Raw genomic sequence first — 18,743 nt, forward strand, 5'->3', positions numbered from 1 at the left:
GATGGGAACTGCCGAGGTCACATCCGGGATCGTCGACACGGACCATGCGCTCGAGACGGTCACGGTATTGGGCCGGCGATTCGCCGAGAACGCCACGCTCCGCGACGCGAACCGCGAACTGCCGCACACCCAGATCCGCGAATTCGCCGGATCGGGCCTCGGCGCGGTGACGGTGCCCCGCGCGTACGGCGGGATCGACGTGCCCACCGAGACCCTCGTGGAGATCTTCCGGCTCCTCGCCGAGGCGGATCCGAGTATCGCGCAGATCCCCCAGTCCCACTTCACCTTCCTCGAACTGCTCCGGTCGCAGGGAACCCCGGATCAGCAGGAGTTCTTCTACGGTGAGGTGCGGTCCGGAGCCCTGTTCGCGAACGCGCAGAGCGAACGCGGCCCCCATCCCGTCGACGTGGACACCACGGTGCTCGTCCCATCCGGTGCGGATTTCACCCTCTCGGGCCGCAAGTTCTACAGCACGGGCGCCCTGTTCGCGGACTGGATCGCCGTGCGCGCCAGTGTGGTCGGCGACGGCGGCACCCCGGGCCGCGGCACTCCGAAGGCCGTGGCGTTCGTGCCCCGCGACGCCGCCGGGCTCACCGTCGTCGACGACTGGGACGGCATGGGGCAGCGCACCACCGCCAGTGGCACCGTCACCCTCGACGGCGTGACGGTGCCCGCCTCGTCGATCGTCCCGTACTCGGGGCTGTTCGACGGGCCCACCACCTACGGGGCACAGGCACAGATCCTGCACGCCGCGATCGACGTGGGGATCGCGACCGGCGCCCTGCGTGAGGCGGTCGTGCAGGCCGGCCGCGCCCGTCCCCACTTCGAGGCGGGAGTCGACCGCGCGGTGGACGATCCGCTACTGACTCAGCTCGCCGGTGAGGTGACCGTCACGGTGCGGGCGGCCCAGGCCCTGCTGGCCGTCGCGGCCCGCTCGGTGGACTCCGCGCGCGCCGACCTCGACGCCGACACCGCCGCGGCGGCATCGATCGACGTCGCCACCGCGAAGGTCGCGGCGACCCGCGCCGCGCTCGACGCCGCGAACGCGGTGTTCGAACTGGGCGGCACCCGAAGCGCATCCGGCGCGGCCAACCTGTCCCGCTACTGGCGCGACGCACGCACCCACACCCTGCACGACGCGACGCGCTGGAAGCTGCAGCACATCGGCCGTTGGACGCTGGACGGGACATCTCCACCGCGGCACGGAGTGATCTGAGACGACCGCACGCCCGTTCCCCGGCGCCAGTATTGAACTCTGGCCGATCGCAACCGGTGCCATCGCGGGCCCGATTGTCCATCGTTGTGTCGACATCGACGCCACACCGAGGAGCATGACAGGTGAGCAGTTCAACGATCCAGACGCCGGCCGTGACCGACGACGAACTCCGGGAGCGCTTCCGGCCGATCTTCGACCGGATCGCCGAGGGAGCCGTCCAGCGCGAGCACGAGCGCCGGCTGCCGTTCCACGAGGTGCAGTGGCTGCGGGAGGCCGGTTTCGGCGCCCTGCGGGTGCCGGTCGAGTTCGGCGGCTTCGGTGCCACGGTCCGTCAGCTGTTCGACCTGCTGATCGACCTCGCTGCCGCCGAGTCGAACCTGCCACAGGCGCTGCGCGTGCACTGGAGCTTCGTCGAGGACCAACGGCTCGCGGGTGACGAACGAGCCCGGCACTGGCTCGCGGCCGCCGCGGACGGCACGCTCGTCGGCAACGCCATCACCGAACCGGGCGTGGGTGCCGCCGACCGCTACCGCACGACCCTCACCCGCAAGGGCGACGGCTGGGTCCTCGACGGAGTCAAGTACTACAGCACCGGAAGCCTGTACGCCGACCACATCCTCGTCGCCGCGGACCGCGACGGCGAGCGGGTTTCGGTACTGGTGGACGCGCGGCAGGCGGGCGTCGAGCAGACCGACGACTGGGACGGTTTCGGCCAGCGGCTCACCGCGAGCGGTACCACCACCTTCACGGGGGTCGTGGTGCCGGAGGACCGCATCCTCGGGCCCGGCTACGGCGCCCCGGGCCGCACCTACGCGACCGCCTACCTGCAGCTGGTGCAGCTCGCGGTGCTCGCCGGCATCGCCCGGCGGGCCGAGGCCGACGCCGTCGACCGGGTTCGGGCACGCACCCGCACGTTCACCCACGCCGTGGCCGACCTGCCACGGCACGACCCGCTGGTCCAGCAGGTGATCGGGAAGCTGTCGGCCGCGGCCTTCGGTGCCCGTGCCGCCGTGCTCGCCGTCGCCGACGACCTCGACGTCCTTCTCGACGCGGGCGCCGACGACCCCGAACTGCTCGACCGCGCCGAGGCTTCCGCCGCCCGCGCCCAGTCGGTGGTGATCGGGCTCGTCCTCGACGCGACGGCCCAGCTGTTCGAGGTCGGCGGCGCGTCCATCACCTCGTCGGAGGCGGCGCTGGACCGGCACTGGCGCAACGCACGGACCGTCGCGGCGCACAACCCGCTGATCTACAAGCAGCAGGCCGTCGGCGCCCATGTGCTCAACGGGGATCCGCTCCCCTACGCGTGGAGCGCGGGCCGTCGCCCCGGAGTGATCGCGTGACCCGGCACATCCGCTTCAACGCGTTCGACATGAACTGCGTGGCCCACCAGTCCCCCGGACTGTGGCGCCACCCCGCGGACCGGTCGCACCGCTACACCGACCTCGGGTACTGGACCGAGCTTGCCCGGCTCCTCGAACGCGGCCTGTTCGACGGCCTCTTCATCGCCGACGTGCTCGGCACGTACGACGTCTACGGCGGCACCGACGAGGCGGCGCTGCGGCAGGGGGCGCAGATCCCGGTGGCCGATCCGCTCCTGCTCGTCTCCGCGATGGCCGCGGCCACCGAGCATCTCGGCTTCGGCATCACCACCGGAACAGGATTCGAGCATCCCTACCCGTTCGCGCGGCGGCTCTCGACCCTCGACCACCTCACCCGCGGCCGCATCGGATGGAACGTCGTCACCGGATACCTGCCGTCCGCGGCCCGCAACTTCGGCGAAGCCGACCAGCTCGATCACGACACCCGCTACGACCACGCCGACGAGTACCTCGAGGTGCTCTACAAGCTGTGGGAGGGCTCCTGGGAGGACGACGCCGTCGTCCGGGACGCCGAGCGCGGCCTCTACATCGACCCGGAGAAGGTGCACCACATCGGGCATCGCGGTCCGCATTTCACGGTGCCCGGCATTCACCTGTCCGAACCGTCACCGCAGCGGTCCCCGGTGATCTATCAGGCCGGGGCGTCGCCGCGCGGCGTGCGCTTCGCGGCGGAGAACGCGGAGGCGATCTTCGTCGGGCCGCCGTCCAAGCGGGTCCTGCGCGACACCGTGGCCCGCATCCGGGCCGCGCTCGTCGACGCCGGCCGCGATCCGTACTCCGCGCGGATCTACGCCCTCGCCACGATCATCACGGACGCCACCGACGAGGCGGCCGCGGCCAAACACGAGGAGTACAAGCGGTACGCCAGCCTCGAGGGCGCACTGGTGTTCACCTCCGGCTGGATGGGCATCGACCTGTCCCGCTACGACCTCGACGAGCCGATCGGCAACGTCGAGAGCAACGCCATCCGCTCCGCGGTCGCGGCCTTCCAGGAGGCCGACGACGACGGCCGCGAATGGCGCGTCCGCGACATCGCCGAGTGGGCGAGCATCGGCGGACTGGGCCCCCGCTTCGTCGGCTCCGGCGAGTCCGTCGCCACCCGGTTGCAGGAGTGGGTGGCCGAAACCGACGTCGACGGGTTCAACCTTGCCTATGCCGTCACGCCCGGCTCGTTCGAGGACGTGATCACCCACGTCGTCCCCGTCCTCCAGGAGCGCGGTGCCTACCCGACGACCTACACCGAGGGAACGCTGCGCCACAAGCTCTTCGGCAAGGGCGACCGCCTCCCCGACGAGCATCGGGGCGCCCGCTACCGGCTCGGCGCGCCCCTCTCGACCGTGACCGACCGCTACCGCGCCTACGTCGGCTGATCCATCACCGCCCACCACGAGGAGTTTCCATGACCACCACTCGACGTTCCGTCGCCGTCGTCGGCGCCGGACTGGCCGGGACCACGGCCGCGCTCGGCTTCCTCGATGCCGGATTCGACGTCACCGTCTTCAGCGATCGGGATCGCGAGTCGCTGCGCAACGACGTGCCGGCGACCGGAACGGCCGTCTACTTCGGCAAGTCCCGCGAGTCCGACGCCCGGATCATCGAGGATCTGTACGCCGACGGACCCCATTCGACCGGCATGAGCACGCGCCTGTACTCGGGCGACGGCGACACCCGCGCCGAGGTCCTCGAGTTCGACCCGGATTTCCGGTACGTCGCGCAGGGCGTCGACGTCCGGCTGCGGGCGGACGACCGGCTGGGCCGTTTCCTCGACCGGGGTGGCCGGTTCGAGGTGCGTGCGGTGACGCCCGAGAGTCTCGATGCGATCGCCGCCGAGCACGACCTGACGCTCGTCGCGACCGGCAAGGGCGGCCTGTCGTCGCTGTTCCCGGTCGACGCCGAGCGCACCGTCTACCGCGAGCCCCAGCGCACCCTGCTGCTGGTGACGCTCCGGGGACTCGGGCACGGCCCGGACACGTGGGGTTACCGCTCCGAAGCGGGGGGTGCCCACAACCTGTTCAACCTGCACACCGAGTACGGCGAGGCCTGGCTCGGCCCGTACCTGCACAAGGACGCGGGTCCGACGTGGAGCTTCCTCGGCTTCGCCAAGCCGGGCAGCCCGTGGGTCGAGCGGTTCGAGGCGGTCACCGACGTCCACAGCGCGCGTCGCACCGTCGTCGAGCTGTACCGCGACTACTTCCCGCAGGACGCCCCCGAGGTGGAGAAGCTCGAGGTCATCGAGGCCGATCCGCACTCGTGGCTGCGCGGGGCCGTCACCCCGACGGTGCGGCGGGCGGTGGGCCGCACGGCCGGGGGCCACGTCGTCGCCGCGATCGGCGACACCGCCATCGCGTTCGACCCCATCGCCGGCCAGGGCGCACAGAACACCGTGGTGCAGGTGGCGGCGCTGGTCGAGGCGGCACGCGGCCACGAGGGCGAGTTCACCGCCGGCTGGCTCACGGAGCAGTTCGAAAAGCACTGGGACGCCCGCGGTCACGCCGCCGCGGAGGTGACCCGGTTGTTCCTCGGCGATCCGAAGTACGCCGTGCACGCGGAGTTGCTCTTCCCCGCGGCGACCGTGAGTGAGCCGGTGGCCGCCGCGCTGTTCGGGTTCCTGTCCGAACCCGGCACGCTGCTCGGCATCGGCACCCGCGACGACGTGCTGGCGTTCATCACCGCGCATGCCGGCGAGCCGGCCGAGGACGTGCTGGCGCGGTTCCAGCCGAGCGGCGGCTTCAGCGCGTCGCCGCTCGCCGGCGCAGCGGTCCAGCCCGCCTGACGACGACCCGGTCCCGACCGTCGCGACCGCTCGCGACGGTTGGGATCGGGTTGATTCCAACGATTGGGTGCGGCGGGTGCGGACGCTTGAATTGGTGCCCATGTCGACCGAACACATCACCCCCGAGATCAAATTCGCCTACTGGGTGCCCAACGTCAGCGGCGGCCTGGTCACCTCGAACATCGAACAGCGCACCAGCTGGGACTACGACTACAACGTCCGGCTCGCCCGCACCGCCGAGAACAACGGCTTCGAGTACGCACTCAGCCAGGTGCGGTACGAGGCCAGCTACGGCGCGGAGTTCCAGCACGAGTCCACCAGCTTCTCCCTCGCTCTCCTGCTGGCCACCGAGCGCCTGAAGGTGATCGCCGCCGTCCATCCCGGACTGTGGCAGCCGGCGGTGCTCGCCAAACTGGGTGCCACCGCCGACCAGCTCTCCAGCGGCCGGTTCGCCGTCAACGTCGTCAGCGGCTGGTTCAAGGACGAGTTCACCCACCTCGGCGAGCCGTGGCTCGAGCACGACGAACGCTACCGCCGCAGTGCCGAGTTCCTGCAGGTGCTGCGCAAGATCTGGACCGAGGACGATGTCGACTTCCGCGGCGACTTCTACCGCATCCACGACTTCACCCTCAAGCCCAAGCCCGCCAACACGCCCGAGCGGCCCAATCCCGAACTGTTCCAGGGCGGTAACTCCACTGCCGCGATCGCCAACGGTGGCCGCTACGCGGACTGGTACTTCAGCAACGGCAAGGACTACGACGGCATCAGCGACCAGATCGCCGACCTGCGCGCCGTCGCCCGCGAGCACCAGCGCGAGGTCAAGGTCGGCCTCAACGGGTTCATCATCGCCCGCGACACCGAGAAGGAAGCGCGCGACACGCTCCGCGAGATCATCGAGAAGGCGAACCGCCCGGCGGTCGAGGGCTTCCACAGCGCCGTGCAGCAGGCCGGCGCGTCCACCGGGGACAAGAAGGGTATGTGGGCCGACTCGACATTCGAGGACCTGGTCCAGTACAACGACGGCTTCCGCACCCAGCTCATCGGCACGCCTGAGCAGATCGCCCATCGCATCGTCGAATACCGCCGGCGCGGGGTCGATCTCATCCTGTCCGGCTTCCTCCATTTCCAGGAGGAGATCGAGTACTTCGGCGAGAAGGTGCTGCCGCTCGTGCGCGAACTCGAGGCCGCCGATCAGGACGACCGCGAGCCCGTGGTCGTCTGACCCGGCCCGATCACCGCCACGCGGATCGCAGGACAGGCGCCCAGCGCTCGGCGTAGTCCGCGATCCGCGTGTCGGTGGTGTAGGTGGAGTCGAGCAGGTACAGACCCGGCGCCGGGGTGGTGGCGCCGAGTTCGACGAGCACCGGCTTGAGCAGCAGGTCCGGGGCCATGGCGTGGGCCGGGCCGGCGCCGAGCATGAGCGGCACGGCGGTGACGTCGCGCAGGCCGTCACCGGTGGCGAACTGGTCGAGGAACAGCTTGAGGATCCCGGTGTAGGCGGCCTTGAAGGTGGGGCTGGCGACGACCACGAGGTCCGAGGCGGCGACGGTCTCCACCGCCGCCTTGACGGCGCCGTCACCCCAGCCGAGCAGGCCTGATCCGAGGGTGATCACGTCGACGACGTGGTCCGGTGCGGAGCCGGTGAGTTCGGTGGCAAGCAGGGTGGCGGCGTCGAGGGTGCGGGAGCCGGGCTTGGGGTTGCCGGCGACGACGGTGGTCTTCACGCAGGAGCCCTTCCACATACATTCGGATTATCCCGGCGCGGTGCGCTGCCGGGAGGTTCTGGTCGGACCGCGCTCACCATGTGCACAGCTCTATCACCGCGCGAGTGGTGGCGACGTCCGGCCACCGGACGTCGGCGAACAGCCGCCGCAGTAGACCTTGCGTCTCGCACTCCGATTCGGGGGCGGCCGCCGAAGTGCGACCTGTGGGGAGGTCGTCGTGCCCGGGCGTCATGCGCACCGCCTCGTCAGCAGTTCCGTGATGTGAACGGCCGGGTGCGGGTCGAAGCGGTATCCGCTGCCGCGGACCGTGGAGATGATGCTGCCGAACTGCTGCAATTTGGTCCTGATCCGGGAGACGTGGACATCGACGTTCCGGCCGCGACTGTCCACCTCCCGCACCCCGGTCCCGAGGTCGCGCAGGACGGCCCGGGACACCACGGTCCTCGGGTTGCGGACGAGATAGGCGAGGATCTCGAACTCGCTGTGGCTGAGCAGCACTCGCCGGCCGTCGAGCAGGACGTCGCGGGCGGGAAGGTCGATGATCAACGGGATGGGGGTCGGGCTGAGCACCGTATGGGTGCTCACGCCCGGAACCAGATCCTGGGCGGCCTCGCGAAGGGCGTCGGCGAGCGCCGCCAGGTCACGCGAGGAGTGTGTTCCGATGTCGGGCAGTCGCAGGACGAGAACGAGTTCGGCACCGGCGTCGGTGACTACGTCATTGCGAGTGGCGAGGATTTCCATGTGAGGCTCCGGTCGAGGAGGGGATCCGACGAGCTGACGGGCGATGCGGTGCGGCGACAGCTCGGACACTCGTTCCGGAGACTCGGCAGACGACTCATGATTCACTCCTCCAATGCGACGGGGCGGTGGTAGGCGCCCTCGTGGTAGAGCAACGGAATACGCTTGCCCTCCCCCGGATTCGGGTCCTCGTGCGCACGAACCACGACACCGACGACCAGAGTGCTGTCACCGAGCGGAATCAACCGGTCGACGACAACCCGGAGCCAGACCGGCGTGCCGTGCAGGACGGGTTCACCGGATTCGAGTCGGGTCCAGAGCGACTCGTCGGAGAACCGCTCCGCCGCGCTGCGCGCGAAGCGCTGCGCGAGATGCTGCTGATGGTCGCCCAACAGGTGAATCACCAACGACTCGGCCGAGCGGACGGCGCCGATGCTCGACGACGTGTCGGTGATGTTGAACGAGACCAGCGGCGGATCGAGGGAGAGCGAGGCGAAGGACGTCGCAGTGAACCCGACCGGGCCGGAGCCGGATTCGAGAGTGACGATCGTGACCCCGGCGGGGTGCCGCCGAAGGGCCGAGCGGTATTCGTCGCCACGGACGCCCGGAGCGTGGTCCGATGCGGCGGTGGCGGAGTATTCGAGGGCATTCGACATCGACAGGGACATAGCCGTTCCTTGAGGAGGTACACACCGAGACGGAGGGAGGTATCGGGAAGACACGTACTCAGGTCAGGAGGCACAGAGACACGAGCGGGTGCGGCACAGGTCCACGTGCCTGCGGCTCCACGCTGTTTCGGTCATAGTGCTCGATCCTCACCTGTCTGCAGTCGATCGTGGCCGTCCCCGACGGTCTTCGTCAGGGCACAGCCGAGGCGGCGCCGGGGTTGCCGGCGCTGCTAGTTCGTCGGGAAACCCCTTTCGCGCAACGCGTCTCGAAGTCGGCGGCGCGATCCCAGAGTACCCGGATCCGTCAGTCGTGCCACGATTCGTCCGGTCCAGCTGCCCGGCAGGCCCTGTCCACGGTAGAAGTCCTCGGCGCGGGTGTCGTACCGGGCGATACCCGCGTCCTGCGCCTCGAGTCGGTAACGGTCCCGGTGGCACACCACGTCGAATCCGAGGCGCGGCTTGACCTCGGCCTGCTCCGCGGGATCAGGGAAGCCGACCGAGAGGCCGACGACCGGGAAGACCCGCTGCGGCAGCTCCAGGACGTCGGCGACGCGCTCGGGCTCGTTGCGGATACCGCCGATGTACACGGTGCCCAGGCCGACCGATTCCGCCGCGACCACGGCATTCTGCGCGGCCAGAGCCGCGTCGACCACGCCGAGCAGGGTGCCCTCGGCGAAGTCCGCGTTGACGAGCTCTCGGCCGTGAACCGTAGCGATGCGCTCCGAGCGGGCGAAGTCTGCGAGCCAGACCAGGAAGAGCGGCGCGTGGCGGACCGCATCCTGATCGCCTGCAAGGGTGGCGAGCGCATCGATCCGCTCGCGGTCGGTGACGGCGACGACGGACCACAGCTGCAGATTGCTCGAGCTGGCCGCGGACGACGCGGCGGCGACGACGGCGCGCAGATGGTCCTCGGGGACGGGACGGTCGAGGAACCGGCGCACCGACCGGTGCGCCAGCTGGGTCGCCAGCACCGCGTTCCAGGGACCGGTCGTGTCGGCAGCACCGAAGCGTCGTTCGAGGGCATCGCGTCGTTCGAGGGCATCGCGTCGTTCGAGGGCATCGCGTCGTTCGAGAGCATCGGAGCGAGCGACCACCCGATCCGCGCCGGCGCCGGGGTTCGCTGCGAGTGGGTGAGACATAGTCACGGGTGGAGCCCTTCTGGCCGGTTCCCGGCCGGTCGACGGATCGCTATCGGCTGCCCACCGGCGAATCGGCGGTGAACCCTCTGGCGCGCTCGGTGTCGGATTCGCTCCACAGCGTCGTCGGCGGTACCTCCGCGCGCACCAGCGGTACGACCTCCTCGGCGAATCGACGCAGGGTGTCCTTCTGGCGTTCGAAGTCGAGCACGTGGTTGACGGATACGGATTGGAGGGCGTGGCCGAAGCACTCGTGGTAGTCGAGGATCTTCTCGGCCACGCGGTCCGGCGAACCGACCAGGGCCGGACCCCGCTCGACCGCCTCCTCGATCGTGCGGAAGCTGGTGGTCTTGCCGACGGCGCCCGGATCGTGTTTCCTCTTGTCGGCCTGGCGTACCGCACCTTCGTAGATGGGCCGGTACTCCTCGATCGCCTTCTCCGTGGTGTCCGCGAGGAACAATCCGCCCGAACCCGATCCGACGTAGGCCTTCGCCGGGTCGTGACCGTGTGCGGCGTAGTGCTCGCGGTATCGATCGATCAGGACCTTGTAGTTCTCCCGGGGCTGCAGGGCGTTGGCCGTCACGATCGGGTCTCCCCACTTCGCCGCCAGGTCCACTGCGCGCGCCGACGTGGCGGATCCGTGCCAGATGCGGAACGGCCCGTCGAACGGGCGGGGCAGCGTCGTGACATCGGCGAGTGCCGCTCGGTACTCACCCGACCAGTCGACGTGTTCCTCCCGCAGCAGCCGGCGCAGCAGTTCGTAGTTCTCGGTGAGGTAGTCGTACTGCTTGCCGATGTCGAGGCCGAACAGGGGGTACTGGAGCACCTCGTTGCCCTTGCCGATGACGATCTCGAGGCGGCCCCGGCTCAGCTGATCGACGGTGCACAGATCCTCGGCGACGCGCACGGGATCGAGCACCGACAGCACGGTCACACCCGTGGACAACAGGATCCGCTCGGTGGCCTGTGCGATGGCACCGAGGACGACGGTCGGGCTGGACGAGAGCACGTCGCCGGCATGACGTTCGCCGACCGAGTAACTGTCGATGCCGAGCTGCTCGGCGAGCACCGCCATCTCGACGACGCGGTTCAGGCGCGCCGCGGGAGCGACGACGTCGCCGGTGACCGGATGCGGCGGGTTGAAGATGATGTCGAGGATCTGGAAGCGCACGAACTACAGAGTCTGCCGTCCCGGTGGGCGTCCGCGAAGGGTTGTCCTCGAGGTGATCGGAACCGTTGCGCCCGGCCGGACACGTCGCCGTCGTCGTCTCGGCATCGGCGTCACGGTAGCCGTGCACCGGGGTGCGAACCAGGATTGCGATCGTCGTGATCCGAAATCGGTGCAGGTCGGACCCGCCCGAAAGGGCGTGGGTTGTCCGAGACCCGTCCACTGGATAGCGTGACCGTCCGGCAGCACCGAGGGCGGATTCCCGCCACGAACGGGCCGCGCCCGCGGCCTATCGGAGGAAAGATGTTCGGCACCAGTCACGCGCAGGTCGTGATCGCACGCGTCGTGGGCACGCACGCCCCGGCGTGTTGTTGTCGCTGACAGCCGTCCCACCGGACGCACCCGCGTCTCCCGATACCGACATCTCCTCCGGCCGCCGGTGCCGCGTTGCCCGTTTCCCGGGCACCCGGCGCTCGACGTGGCCCGAAAGGACTCCCTGCGATGCCTCCCTCGACCACCCTGCCCGTCGTCGACCTCACAGGCCTCGACGGCGATGCCGCCACCCGGGCCGCCCTGCTCGACCGGCTGCGCCGGGTCACGCACGAGGTCGGCTTCTTCCACCTGGCCGGCCACGGCATCGACCCGGCCCTCGCCGACCGGCTGATCGCAGCGGCACGCGCGTTCTTCGCCCTGCCCGACCCCGTGAAGCTCGAGATCGAGAACTCACACTCGCCTCATTTCCGCGGCTACACCCGAGTCGGGGGTGAACGAACCCAGGGATATGTGGACTGGCGCGAGCAACTCGACATCGGCCCCGAACGGGCTCCGGTGGCACAGTTCGACCCCCAGCGGCCGTGGGAGGTGCTGCACGGTCCGAACCTGTGGCCGAGCCGGGTGCCGCAGCTGCGGGCGCTCGCGCTGCAGTGGATCGAGCAGGCCGGCGGGGTCGGCCGTCGGCTCCTCCGGGCATGGTCCGAATCCCTTTCCGCACCAGCCGATTTCTTCGACGGCGCGTTCGCGGACCCCGATCCGCTGCTGAAGATCGTGCGTTACCCGGGCCACGACCGATCGATCACCGGACAGGGCGTGGGCAGTCACAAGGACGTGGGAGTTCTCACGCTGCTCTATCCGGAACCCGGAAGCACCGGCTTCCAGGTGGAGATCGACGGCACCTGGGTCGACGTCGAACCCCTGCCCGGACACTTCATCGTCAACATCGGCGAGCTCCTCGAACTGGCCACCGGCGGCTACCTGAAGGCGACGACGCACCGGGTCCTTCCGCCGGCTCCCGGCACCGACCGGGTATCCCTGCCGTTCTTCCTCAATCCCGCACTGGATCAGGCGTTGCCGCATGTGCCCCTGCCCGGCGCACTCGCCGCCGAGGCCCGCGGTGTCGGTGCGGACGAGCACGGTGACGCCTTGCACGCCGTGTACGGGCTCAACGCGCTCAAGTCGCGACTGCGGGCCCACCCCAACGTCACCGAGCGCCATCACGCCGACCTCTCGAACTCCCCCCTCCTCGCCGGCCGGCCCGGCGATCTCGACGAAAGCGAACACTCCGAATGACTCTGCGCCGCGCCCTGTCCGTGGTCTCCGCCGTCGCCCTGGCCACCGGGCTGGCCGCCTGCTCCGCCTCCGGGACCGGCGAGGACACCCTCGTGATCTCCGCCTCCGCGACACCGCATGTCGAAATCCTGGAACACGTGCGGCAATCCGGTGCGCTCGGCGACGTCGTCCTCGACATCAAGCCCGTGACCGGCGAGGTGGACCCGAACGAGTTGCTCGAAGCCGGTGACGTCGACGCCAACTTCTTCCAGCACCACCCGTACCTCGCCGACTGGCAGCAGCAGAAGGGCGTGGACAACCTCGAGTCGGTCGCCGCCGTACACCTCGAACCGCTCGGCCTGTACTCGAACAAGATCGCCGCGGTCGCGGACCTGAAGGACGGCGACACGATCGCGCTGCCGAAGGACACGACCAATTTCGCGCGTGCGCTCTACCTCCTGGAGTCGGCGGGCCTGCTCGAACTCGACAAGCCGCTGTCCGAAGCGGACATCGCGACGGTCACTGCCGCGAACATCGTCTCGAATCCGAAGAACCTGAGGTTCGTCGAGCTCGAACGCGCGCAGCTCGCGCGCACCGTCGACGATCCGGCGATCACGGCCTCGCTCGTCAACTCGAACTACGCGCTCGAAGCGGGGCTCAACCCCGCGGACGACAGCATCGTGCGGGAATCCGTCGACAACAACCCGTTCGAGAACATCCTCGTGGTGCGATCGGAGGATGCGTCCGATCCCGCCCTCACCGCCCTCGCGGACGCCCTCGAGTCGCCCGAGGTCGCCGCCTGGATCGCCGAGAACTACGACGGCGCGGTCGTACCCGTCCACGAGGTCGGCGCGTGATCGTCGTCGACGGACTCACCAAGTCGTACCCGGCAACGGGTGGCACCGGCACGATCGACGCGCTCCGCGGAATCGACCTGAAGATCGACGAGGGAGAGGTCTTCGGCATCGTCGGCCCCAGCGGTTCCGGCAAGTCCACGCTGCTGCGGTGCCTGAACCTGCTGGAACGCCCCACGAGCGGACGCATCCTCCTGCGCGGCGAGGACCTCTCGCACCTGTCCGAAGGCCGGCTGCGCGCGTCCCGTCGCCGCATCGGCACCGTGTTCCAGCAGTTCAACCTCCTGCACTCCCGCACCGTCCGCGCGAACGTCGAGTTTCCGCTCGAGGTCGCCGGCGTACGGAGGACGGAGCGACGGGACCGGGCCGAGACGTTGCTCGAGCTCGTCGGACTCACCGACAAGCGGGACGCCTTCCCCTCGCAGTTGTCCGGTGGGCAGCAGCAGCGCGTCGGCGTCGCGCGCGCACTCGCCGCCGAGCCCGACGTCCTGCTGTGCGACGAGGCGACCAGTGCCCTCGACCCGGCCACCACGGAGCAGGTGCTCGATCTGATCGCGACCGTCAACCGGACGCTCGGCGTCACCATCGTCGTCGTCACCCACGAGCTGTCCGTGGTGCGCCGGATCTGCACGTCCGCGGCGCTGCTGGACGGCGGCCGAATCGTCGAATCCGGTCCCGTGGCCGATCTCGTGGCCGACCCCGTGTCCCGCCTCGGTGATGCGCTGCTGCCGGCGGGCGTCGGCGAGCAGAACGGGGACGTGACCGCGCTCGTCACCGCCCGCGGCTCCGCCGTCGCCACGCCGTGGCTGTCCCGGCTCTCCCGCGACGTCGGGATCGACGTCGCGGTCGTCGGCGGCCGGGTCGACCGTGTCGCCGGTACCGACATCGGCAAGCTGCACGTGCGTTTCGACGGCGACGTGGATCGCGACGCGGTGGACCGATTCTTCGCCGCCCTGCCCGACGTCACCGTCGCGTGGACGACCGGCGTCGTGGCGAGGGTCGGGGCATGAACAAGCTCAGCTGGTACGACGCCCTGCCCGAGGTGTGGGCCGCCACGCTCGACACCCTCTACATGGTGGGCGTCGCCTTCCTCCTCACCGTCGTGGGCGGGGTGCTCGTGGGTGTTCTGCTGCATGTGACCGCGCCGGATGGGCTGCGCCCGATCCGCACGCTGTATCTCGTGGTCGGGGCCGTGGTCAACGTGTTCCGTTCGCTGCCGTTCCTGGTCCTGCTGATCGCGCTGATCGGTGTGACCCGTCTGGTGGTCGGGACTGCGATCGGGCCGACCGCCGCGCTCGTCCCCTTGACGATCGGGGCGATCCCGTTCTTTGCCCGCATCGTCGAGAGCGCGCTGCGAGAGGTTCCGCGTGGGCGGGTGGACGCGGCCCGGGCCATGGGGGCCTCGAACCGGCAGATCGTCACCAAAGTACTTCTTCCCGAATCGCTTTCGTCTCTGATCTCCGGTGCCACCCTCACCGCGGTTCTGCTGGTCGGGTACTCCGCGATGGCCGGGGTCGTCGGCGGCGGCGGGCTCGGCGACTTCGCCGTCGTCTACGGGTACCAGCGCTTCAACACCCCGGTCCTGATGGTCGCGGTGGTGGTGTTGATCGTGCTCGTGCAGGCGCTGCAGACCGCGGGAGACGTCGCGGTGCGGGCGCTCGCACACCGGCGATGAAGTTCGCTTCGCGGCGGCGTGGCCGCCCCCACCGCGACCCCGTCTCATATCAAATTCATATGAGGTGATGCCGAAACACCGTCTATCCGCGACGCGCGCCACCCGCCAGGGTGGAGACCATGGCCACTTCCCTCCAGGCGCTCTCGGCCCCGGCCGCGGTACGCCTGCGCGCTCCGCTTCCGGGACTCACCGTCTGCGCCGCGGCGGCAGCGGCGTCGCTCGTCGCCGCCCGGCTCGCCGGGGGCATCAGCCCCCTGCTGGTCGCCATCGTCCTCGGCGCACTCCTGGCCAACACGACCTCGCTCCCGGCGTCCACCGAACCCGGCCTGGCCGTGGCCTCGCGCCGGTTGCTCCGGATCGGGGTCGCCCTCCTCGGTCTGCAACTCCTCGTCACCGACGTGCTCGCCCTCGGCTGGGGCGTGCTCGGCCTCGTCGTGGCCGTGGTGGTCGGCGGCATCGCCGGAACGATGGCACTGGGCAGGATCCTCGGGCTCGACTGGACCCAGCGCCTGCTCGTCGCCTGCGGCTTCTCGATCTGCGGCGCCGCCGCCGTCGCCGCGGTGGACGGGGTCGTCGACGCCCGCAAGCAGCACGTGGTCACCACCGTCGCACTGGTGGTCGTCTTCGGCACCGCCATGATCCCCGGCCTGCCGCTCGCGGCCTCCGCGCTGGGACTCGACACCACCCAGGCCGGCATGTGGGCCGGCGCCGCGATCCACGAGGTGGCGCAGGTCGTCGCTGCGGGGGAAGCCGTGGACGCCGGCAACGCCGGGGCGCTGGGCGCGAGTGCTCTTGCGGTGGCCGTGACCGTGAAACTCGCCCGGGTCGCGATGCTCGCGCCCGTGGTCGCCTGGATCGGCGCGGTGTCCCGCCGCCGCAGCCGCGAGCAGACCGAAATCCGGCGACCACCGCTGGTGCCGCTGTTCCTGCTCGGTTTCCTGGGTTGCGTGGCCCTGCGCGCCACCGGTCTGCTCCCCGACCCGGCTCTGGACGTCGCCCGGCTTGCGCAGACGGCGCTGCTCACCGCCGCCATGTTCGCGCTCGGCACCGGCGTACGCATCGACGTCCTGCGGGGCGTGGGATGGCGGCCTTTCGCGCTCGCCGCCGCATCCACGGTGTGGGTCTCGGCGATCGCCCTCGCCGGAATTGTGCTGCTGGGATAGCAGATACGCTCCGCAGCCGCGCGCCGATCGGGCACCCACAACAGTCGTGCCGCACGCGGGTGACCGGAAGGTTCGCGGCTGGACGCGGTGGCCCGGCACGACGGCCCGGCCGAAACGGATCTCGCGGGAAGCACTTCGGGCACCGGTGGCCGCTGTTACCGTCGGCGAGATGACACCGGTGGCGAAGGTGGGCTCCACGATCCGCGTCGCGATCGCCGCGGCACTGTCCGTCGCGCTGCTCGGCGCCTGCACGTCGGCCGGTGACGACTCGTCGGGGACCGCCGAATGCATCCACGTCCCCAACGGCACCCCGCTGTCCGCCGCCCCGCCCGCCCCGTCGACGTCCGAAAGGGACCTGGCCACCAACCCCGAGGTCGCCACCGGCTACCGCGACGACATGACGGCGGTGACGACCGCGTCGTACGCGGTGTCCACCGCCAACCCGGTCTCGACGGAGGCGGCGTGCAAGGTGCTGCGCGACGGCGGCACCGTCGCCGACGCGCTGGTCGTCGCGCAGACGGTGCTCGGGCTCGTGGAGCCCCAGTCGTCGGGGATCGGCGGCGGCGCCTTCCTGCTCTACTACGACGCGGAGACCGGGCAGGTGCAGGCGTACGACGGCCGGGAGACGGCACCGATGTCGGCCACCGAGAACTACCTGCGCTGGATCAGCGACACCGACCGCACCGCGCCCCGGCCCGACGCCCGGGCCAGCGGCCGCTCGATCGGGGTGCCCGGAGTGGTGCGCCTGCTCGAGGAGGTGCACCGCGAACACGGGGGCACGGAGTGGGCCCGGTTGTTCGACCCGGCCATCTCCCTCGCCGACGACGGGGTGGTGATCAGCGACCGGATGGCCGAGTCGATCGCCGACTCGGCGCCCGACCTCGCCGTCGACGACGAGGCGCGGGCGTACTTCCTGAACCCCGACGGCACGCCCAAGACCGCGGGCACCGTCCTGGTCAATCCGGCCATGGCGAAGACGCTCGGCGCCATCGCGTCCGGCGGAGCCGACGCCTTCTACACCGGAGCCCTCGCCCGGGACATCGTCGACGCCACCGCCACCGAGGCGGGCGGCCGCACCCCCGGGACGATGACCGTCGACGACCTCGCCGGCTACGAGGTGAAGAAGCGCACCCCCCTCTGCACGCCCTATCGGGCGCACGAGGTCTGTGGCATGCCGAACCCGTCCTCGGGGGGCATCGCGGTGGCCGCGACGATGGGCATCCTCGAGAACTTCGACCTGTCCACGCTGGGACCGGCCGACATCGACGAGAACGGTGGCGAGCCGACCGCCGACGCCGTGCACCTGATCTCCGAGGCCGAGCGCCTCGCGTACGCGGACCGCGACAAGTACGTGGCGGACTCGGACTTCGTTCCCCTGCCGGGCAATTCGCCGCAGACGTTGCTCGACGACGACTACCTGCGCGGGCGTGCGGGCCTCATCGACCCGGGCCGGAGCATGGGCACGGCACAGCCCGGCGACTTCGGGCCGGTGCCCCTGGGCACCCCACCACAGGACCGCGAACACGGCACCAGCCACATCTCCATCGCCGACGAATACGGCAACGTGGCCTCGATGACCACGACGATCGAATCGGCGTTCGGCTCGTTCCACATGGTCGCCGGCTTCCTTCTGAACAACCAACTGACGGACTTCGCCGCCGAACCCGTGGACAAGGCCGGGGTGCCGGTAGCCAACCGCGTCGAACCGGGCAAGCGACCGCGCAGTTCGATGGCGCCGACGCTCGTCTTCGATCGCAATCCCGACGGCACCCGCGGCGACCTGCGCATCGTCGTCGGCTCGCCGGGCGGTTCCGTCATCATCCAGTACGTGGTCAAGACGCTCGTCGGGATGCTCGACTGGGGCCTGGACCCGCAACAGGCGGTGTCGGCGGTGGCCTTCGGCGCGGCGAACACCCCGGTCACCGGGGTCGGCGGCGAGCATCCGGCGATCGACGGCAGCGACGACGGCGCACGCGATCCGCTGGTCGCCGAGCTGCGCGCGCGAGGCCATCAGGTGGCGGTGCTCCCGCAGTCCAGCGGACTGAGTGCGCTCCGCCGGGACGAGTCGGGGTGGGTCGGCGGCGCGGACCCCCGTCGAGAGGGCGCCGTGATGGGCGACGCCACCGGATAACGATCCGACGCGCGGTTCGAGCATCGAGTCACGACTGGATAACCACACGGGGTCTGGTCGACCTGCGGGAATAAGATCGACAACCATCGATCACCGTCACGGCGGGTGACTGGGAGCGGATGGATCGGGGGTGCCCGGATGCGGATCGCGGACGTGCTGCGGAACAAGGGGCCGGTCGTGGCCACGGTGGATCCGGACCTCTCGGTCGACGAGATGATCGGTGAACTCGCCCGTCACAACGTGGGCGCCCTCGTCGTGGTGGAGGGCGACGCCGTGATCGGCATCGTCTCCGAACGCGACGTCGTGCGCCGGCTCCACCAGCACGGTCCGGCCCTGCTCGACGCCCGTGTCCGGGACATCATGAGCACGACGGTGTCCACGTGCCTGCCCACCGACACGGTGAACAGCCTGGCCGAGACCATGACCGAACGCCGGATCCGGCACCTGCCCGTCGTGGTGGACGGCCACCTGGTGGGCATCGTCAGCATCGGTGACATCGTGAAGAGCCGGATCGACGAACTGCAGAGCGAACGCGACCAACTCGAGTCGTACATCGAGCACGGCTGAACCCGG

18 protein-coding genes are annotated in these 18,743 nt (G+C 70.1%); 12 read left to right on the plus strand and 6 right to left on the minus strand.

Annotated elements, in window-relative coordinates; genetic code table 11:
• Position 1: 1 nt before the first annotated feature.
• The 5 genes from ACWPOB_RS00760 (at position 2) to sfnG (ending at position 6,590) form a co-directional block, all read left to right on the plus strand.
• Positions 2–1,216 carry an SfnB family sulfur acquisition oxidoreductase gene (locus ACWPOB_RS00760; protein ID WP_455399572.1) on the plus strand — a complete coding sequence of 405 codons (1,215 nt, stop codon included), beginning with the start codon at positions 2–4 and terminating at the stop codon, positions 1,214–1,216.
• A 122-nt stretch (positions 1,217–1,338) separates the two neighbouring features.
• Positions 1,339–2,556: an acyl-CoA dehydrogenase family protein gene (locus tag ACWPOB_RS00765; protein ID WP_455399573.1), complete on the plus strand. Its 1,218-nt coding sequence runs from the start codon at positions 1,339–1,341 to the stop codon at positions 2,554–2,556.
• Positions 2,553–3,965, plus strand: coding sequence for an LLM class flavin-dependent oxidoreductase (locus tag ACWPOB_RS00770; RefSeq protein ID WP_455399574.1), 1,413 nt, complete (start codon positions 2,553–2,555; stop codon positions 3,963–3,965). Before ACWPOB_RS00765 ends, ACWPOB_RS00770 begins: the two co-directional genes overlap by 4 nt.
• A 29-nt stretch (positions 3,966–3,994) precedes the next feature.
• Positions 3,995–5,368: a styrene monooxygenase/indole monooxygenase family protein gene (locus tag ACWPOB_RS00775; protein WP_100056180.1), complete on the plus strand. Its 1,374-nt coding sequence runs from the start codon at positions 3,995–3,997 to the stop codon at positions 5,366–5,368.
• Between the two features lie 100 nt (positions 5,369–5,468).
• Positions 5,469–6,590, plus strand: a complete 1,122-nt coding sequence (sfnG, locus tag ACWPOB_RS00780) for a dimethylsulfone monooxygenase SfnG (protein WP_100056189.1) — start codon at positions 5,469–5,471, stop codon at positions 6,588–6,590.
• Between the two features lie 10 nt (positions 6,591–6,600).
• Here the strand turns inward: sfnG and ACWPOB_RS00785 are convergent, their stop codons facing one another.
• From ACWPOB_RS00785 to ACWPOB_RS00810, 6 genes are all read right to left on the minus strand, one after another.
• The gene (locus ACWPOB_RS00785; RefSeq protein WP_455399575.1) at positions 6,601–7,092 is read right to left on the minus strand and encodes an NADPH-dependent FMN reductase; all 492 of its coding nucleotides are present in this window, start codon (positions 7,090–7,092) and stop codon (positions 6,601–6,603) included.
• Between the two features lie 228 nt (positions 7,093–7,320).
• Positions 7,321–7,833 (minus strand): winged helix-turn-helix domain-containing protein, encoded by a 513-nt coding sequence (locus ACWPOB_RS00790; RefSeq protein ID WP_040272936.1) that lies wholly within the window; start codon positions 7,831–7,833, stop codon positions 7,321–7,323.
• Positions 7,834–7,934: 101 nt separating this feature from the next.
• Complete coding sequence (locus ACWPOB_RS00795; RefSeq protein ID WP_455399576.1) at positions 7,935–8,498, minus strand: flavin reductase family protein; 564 nt, start codon at positions 8,496–8,498, stop codon at positions 7,935–7,937.
• A gap of 63 nt (positions 8,499–8,561) precedes the next feature.
• Complete coding sequence (locus tag ACWPOB_RS00800; RefSeq protein ID WP_353852504.1) at positions 8,562–8,633, minus strand: putative leader peptide; 72 nt, start codon at positions 8,631–8,633, stop codon at positions 8,562–8,564.
• A 95-nt stretch (positions 8,634–8,728) separates the two neighbouring features.
• On the minus strand, positions 8,729–9,643 hold the full coding sequence (locus ACWPOB_RS00805; RefSeq protein WP_455399577.1) for an NADPH-dependent oxidoreductase: 915 nt from the start codon (positions 9,641–9,643) through the stop codon (positions 8,729–8,731).
• 43 nt (positions 9,644–9,686) lie between these two features.
• On the minus strand, positions 9,687–10,805 hold the full coding sequence (locus ACWPOB_RS00810; protein WP_100056183.1) for an LLM class flavin-dependent oxidoreductase: 1,119 nt from the start codon (positions 10,803–10,805) through the stop codon (positions 9,687–9,689).
• A 498-nt stretch (positions 10,806–11,303) separates the two neighbouring features.
• Here ACWPOB_RS00810 and ACWPOB_RS00815 point away from each other — a divergent pair, with 498 nt between their 5' ends.
• The 7 genes from ACWPOB_RS00815 (at position 11,304) to ACWPOB_RS00845 (ending at position 18,737) form a co-directional block, all read left to right on the plus strand.
• Positions 11,304–12,368 (plus strand): isopenicillin N synthase family dioxygenase, encoded by a 1,065-nt coding sequence (locus ACWPOB_RS00815; protein WP_100056184.1) that lies wholly within the window; start codon positions 11,304–11,306, stop codon positions 12,366–12,368.
• Positions 12,365–13,204 carry a MetQ/NlpA family ABC transporter substrate-binding protein gene (locus ACWPOB_RS00820; protein WP_455399578.1) on the plus strand — a complete coding sequence of 280 codons (840 nt, stop codon included), beginning with the start codon at positions 12,365–12,367 and terminating at the stop codon, positions 13,202–13,204. The genes ACWPOB_RS00815 and ACWPOB_RS00820 overlap by 4 nt, the downstream gene beginning before the upstream one ends.
• Complete coding sequence (locus ACWPOB_RS00825; protein ID WP_048771283.1) at positions 13,201–14,211, plus strand: methionine ABC transporter ATP-binding protein; 1,011 nt, start codon at positions 13,201–13,203, stop codon at positions 14,209–14,211. Before ACWPOB_RS00820 ends, ACWPOB_RS00825 begins: the two co-directional genes overlap by 4 nt.
• Positions 14,208–14,876 carry a methionine ABC transporter permease gene (locus ACWPOB_RS00830; RefSeq protein WP_048771654.1) on the plus strand — a complete coding sequence of 223 codons (669 nt, stop codon included), beginning with the start codon at positions 14,208–14,210 and terminating at the stop codon, positions 14,874–14,876. Before ACWPOB_RS00825 ends, ACWPOB_RS00830 begins: the two co-directional genes overlap by 4 nt.
• Positions 14,877–14,995: 119 nt before the next feature.
• Positions 14,996–16,039: a YeiH family protein gene (locus ACWPOB_RS00835; RefSeq protein ID WP_100056187.1), complete on the plus strand. Its 1,044-nt coding sequence runs from the start codon at positions 14,996–14,998 to the stop codon at positions 16,037–16,039.
• A 169-nt stretch (positions 16,040–16,208) separates the two neighbouring features.
• Complete coding sequence (gene ggt / locus ACWPOB_RS00840; RefSeq protein ID WP_455399579.1) at positions 16,209–18,170, plus strand: gamma-glutamyltransferase; 1,962 nt, start codon at positions 16,209–16,211, stop codon at positions 18,168–18,170.
• Between the two features lie 138 nt (positions 18,171–18,308).
• Entirely contained in the window at positions 18,309–18,737 is a 429-nt protein-coding gene (locus ACWPOB_RS00845) for a CBS domain-containing protein (RefSeq protein WP_100056188.1), read from the plus strand.
• Positions 18,738–18,743: the final 6 nt, after the last annotated feature.

The organism is Rhodococcus sp. 2H158, assembly GCF_053764755.1.

Bases quoted from the DNA above. Each gene is read 5' to 3' on its own strand.
- ACWPOB_RS00795 (WP_455399576.1), bottom strand. From the start codon at position 8,498: ATGTCCCTGTCGATGTCGAATGCCCTCGAATACTCCGCCACCGCCGCA.
- ggt (WP_455399579.1), top strand. From the start codon at position 16,209: ATGACACCGGTGGCGAAGGTGGGCTCCACGATCCGCGTCGCGATCGCC.
- ACWPOB_RS00835 (WP_100056187.1), top strand. From the start codon at position 14,996: ATGGCCACTTCCCTCCAGGCGCTCTCGGCCCCGGCCGCGGTACGCCTG.
- ACWPOB_RS00790 (WP_040272936.1), bottom strand. From the start codon at position 7,833: ATGGAAATCCTCGCCACTCGCAATGACGTAGTCACCGACGCCGGTGCC.
- sfnG (WP_100056189.1), top strand. From the start codon at position 5,469: ATGTCGACCGAACACATCACCCCCGAGATCAAATTCGCCTACTGGGTG.
- ACWPOB_RS00845 (WP_100056188.1), top strand. From the start codon at position 18,309: ATGCGGATCGCGGACGTGCTGCGGAACAAGGGGCCGGTCGTGGCCACG.
- ACWPOB_RS00760 (WP_455399572.1), top strand. From the start codon at position 2: ATGGGAACTGCCGAGGTCACATCCGGGATCGTCGACACGGACCATGCG.
- ACWPOB_RS00820 (WP_455399578.1), top strand. From the start codon at position 12,365: ATGACTCTGCGCCGCGCCCTGTCCGTGGTCTCCGCCGTCGCCCTGGCC.
- ACWPOB_RS00815 (WP_100056184.1), top strand. From the start codon at position 11,304: ATGCCTCCCTCGACCACCCTGCCCGTCGTCGACCTCACAGGCCTCGAC.
- ACWPOB_RS00830 (WP_048771654.1), top strand. From the start codon at position 14,208: ATGAACAAGCTCAGCTGGTACGACGCCCTGCCCGAGGTGTGGGCCGCC.
- ACWPOB_RS00775 (WP_100056180.1), top strand. From the start codon at position 3,995: ATGACCACCACTCGACGTTCCGTCGCCGTCGTCGGCGCCGGACTGGCC.